Origin of the sequence: Nocardioides sp. NPDC057577, assembly GCF_042801335.1 — a bacterium.
Taxonomy (GTDB): domain Bacteria; phylum Actinomycetota; class Actinomycetes; order Propionibacteriales; family Nocardioidaceae; genus Nocardioides.
The window spans coordinates 1-3,053 of sequence record NZ_JBHVGB010000303.1; the positions used below are offsets into that span (position 1 = coordinate 1).

Genomic DNA, 3,053 nt, shown 5'->3' on the forward strand with positions numbered 1-3,053 from the left:
CTCTTGGCATTCTCTAAGGAATTGCGAGAAGGCATCCCGATCTGCCGTATCACTGGTTGAAATCGGATCGTTACCGGTCCGGGGTCCATCGGGGCAAAGGGATCACATAGAGTTCCATCCGTCGACCTCGTGGGTCGGACGCTGCCGTGCGACGGCGGCACCCACAATTACGACTAGACAGAGGAACCATGAGCGAATCGGCCACCGTGTTCGAAGGTGAAGAACTCTCGGGTGGATCGACACCTTCTGCTTCGCCTGAGGAGGCGAAGAAGATTGCCGGCAAGTCGCCGATGAAGCTGGCATGGATGCGGCTTCGCAAGGACAAGCTGTCGATGGTGTCGCTGACGGTGGTCATCCTGGTGGTTCTGGCCGCCATCCTGGCCCCCTTTCTCGTCAAGATGGGCGTGCTGGACCCGTTCAGCTACAACCAGGAGCTGCTCGACGCCAACACCATCCCCGAGGGCCGGTTCAGTGGCGCGAGCCTCGCGCACCCGCTCGGGGTGGAGCCCGGCACCGGCCGCGACGCGTTGTCCCGGTTCTGGTACGGCATCACGTTCTCGCTGATCATCGCCCTCACCGCCGCCATCTTGTCGGTGGTCATCGGCGCGATCATCGGGATCATCGCCGGCTTCAGCGGTGGCTGGGTCGACGCCGGCCTGAGCCGCTTCACCGACCTGACGCTCTCGTTCCCCTCGACGATGATGCTGCTGGCGCTCTCGGCGCTCGGTCTCGAGCTCGTCCAGATGGTGACGGGACTACCCAACGGACCACTCGCCCAGGGGATCTACTGCACCGTGGTGCTCGCGATCTTCGGCTGGACCAGCACCGCCCGCGTGGTCCGAGGACAGGTGCTCTCGATCAAGCAACGGGAGTTCGTCGAGGCGGCGATCGTCCTGGGTGCCTCGAAGGGACGGATCTACTTCAAGGAGATCCTGCCGAACCTGTGGGCCCCGCTGCTGGTCCTGGTCACCCTGATGATGCCGGCCTACATCTCGGCCGAGGCAGCGCTGAGCTACCTCCAGGTCGGGGTGAAGCCGCCGACGCCCACGCTCGGCAACGTGCTCACCGACTCGTTGAAGTACGCGCAGGTGGACCCGTTCTACTTCTTCATGCCCGCGATCATCATCGCGACGATCGTGATCTCGTTCAACCTTCTCGGGGACGGGTTGCGAGACGCCCTTGATCCCAAGGGTGACAGGTGAGCCTCGGGGCTCCGTCCACACACAGGTGACCCGCCCGGGACACCGTTACGGCGTCAGTTGTCAGAGGCTGACGGCGACCACACCAAGGAGAAACGAATGCTCAAGAAGCGAGCTAAGTACGTAGCGGTCAGTGCCGCTGGCGTGCTCGGTCTTTCGCTGGGCCTGGCTGCCTGTGGCGGCGGGGACGGCGGTGGCTCGAGCTCGGCAAACACGCTGACCATCGTCGCTGAGGACCCGATCGACCACCTGGACCCGCAGCGTATCTACGTCGGCGAGACCATCTCGCACACCACGCGTCTGGTCTACCGCAAGCTGCTCTCGAACCCGTCCTCGACCGACCCGAAGGTCTCGAGCAAGCCGATCCCCGACCTGGCGACCGACGAGGGCACCTCGACCGAGGGCGCCAAGACCTGGTCGTTCACCATCAAGGACGGCGTGAAGTGGGAGGACGGCTCCGACATCACGTGTGAGGACTTCGCCTACGGCGCCTCGCGCAACTTCGCCGCCGACGAGCTCACCGGTGGTCCGGGCTTCTACCTGACCGCGAAGCTCGCGCTCAAGGGTGAGTACCCGGGCCCCTACACCGCGACCCCGGAGCAGCAGGCCGACTTCGACCAGGCGGTGACTTGCGACGGCAAGACCATCACCTACAAGTTCAAGTCGCCGTGGCCGGACTTCCCGCTGGCGATCTCGTCGCTGCACATGATGGACCCCTACAAGAAGTCTGAGGACAAGGGCGCCAAGAACGACGACGTCATCTTCTCCAACGGCCCGTACAAGGTCGACACCTGGAACGCCCAGAAGGGCGGCACCCTGGTGCGCAACGACGAGTACGACCCGGAGACCGACGACAAGTCGCTGCGTGAGGCCAAGCCGGACAAGGTCGTCTTCAAGTTCGGTGAGAAGGCGACGACCACCTACGAGAAGCTGTTCTCCGACAGCCCCGACTCGCAGGCGACCATCGTCAGCGGCTCGCGCGTCCCGCCGGAGTTCTACCCGCGTCTCACCGAGGCCGGTGTCAAGGACCGCTACGTCCAGGTCCAGTCGCCCTACGTCGACTACCTGGTGCCGAACCAGAACCAGATGAAGGACCCGAACGTCCGCAAGGCTCTGGCCCAGGCGACCAACGTCGAGTCCTGGATCGCCGCCGGCGGTGGCGAGAAGGCCTACACCCCGTCCGACTCGATCGTGAACCCGGCCGTTCCTGGCTACGTCGCCAACCCGGCGTACAAGGACCGCAACCTCAAGGGTGACCCGGCCGCGGCGAAGAAGACCCTGGCCGACGCCGGTGTCAAGACGCCCTACCCGATCACCTTCACCTACCCGCAGAGCGACACCGCTGACAAGCAGGCCGCTGCGCTGGTCGAGGGCTGGGAGGCCGCCGGCTTCAAGGTCACCCTGGACCCGCTGGGCGACGTCTACTACTCCAACATCCAGAAGCCTTCCAACAAGGCCGACGTGATGTGGGGCGGTTGGGGTGCCGACTGGGGCTCCGCGATGACCGTCACCGCGGCGCTGTTCGACAGCCGCCAGATCGAGAAGTCGACCAACGGCCAGAACTACGGCAACTACAACAACCCTGCGGTCGACAAGCTGTTCGACCAGGCCGCCAACTCCGCCACCATCGAGGAGCAGAACAAGTTCCTCCAGGAGGCCGACGCGGTCATGGGTGAGGACGTCGCCTACATCCCGCTGGAGATCGCGACCTTCAACTGGGTCTACGGCTCCAAGGTGAAGAACTTCGTCACCACCGATGCCTCCTCGTCCTACCCGGACCTGGCGACCATCGACGTCGAGGACTGATCCTTCAGCTCCGCAACACCGTTCGGACGGCCCTGAGCCGTTCCGACC

The 3,053-nt window shown here is 64.5% G+C and carries 2 protein-coding genes; both read left to right on the plus strand.

The features are described from left to right. Positions 1-188: 188 nt before the first annotated feature. Positions 189-1,202 carry an ABC transporter permease gene (locus ACFU7D_RS29210; protein ID WP_378726080.1) on the plus strand — a complete coding sequence of 338 codons (1,014 nt, stop codon included), beginning with the start codon at positions 189-191 and terminating at the stop codon, positions 1,200-1,202. Between the two features lie 96 nt (positions 1,203-1,298). Beyond that, positions 1,299-3,005 carry an ABC transporter substrate-binding protein gene (locus ACFU7D_RS29215; protein WP_378873925.1) on the plus strand — a complete coding sequence of 569 codons (1,707 nt, stop codon included), beginning with the start codon at positions 1,299-1,301 and terminating at the stop codon, positions 3,003-3,005. Positions 3,006-3,053: the final 48 nt, after the last annotated feature.

Excerpts from the sequence above, each read along its gene's own strand:
- ACFU7D_RS29210 (WP_378726080.1), top strand. The coding sequence starts at position 189 with ATGAGCGAATCGGCCACCGTGTTCGAAGGTGAAGAACTCTCGGGTGGA.
- ACFU7D_RS29215 (WP_378873925.1), top strand. The coding sequence starts at position 1,299 with ATGCTCAAGAAGCGAGCTAAGTACGTAGCGGTCAGTGCCGCTGGCGTG.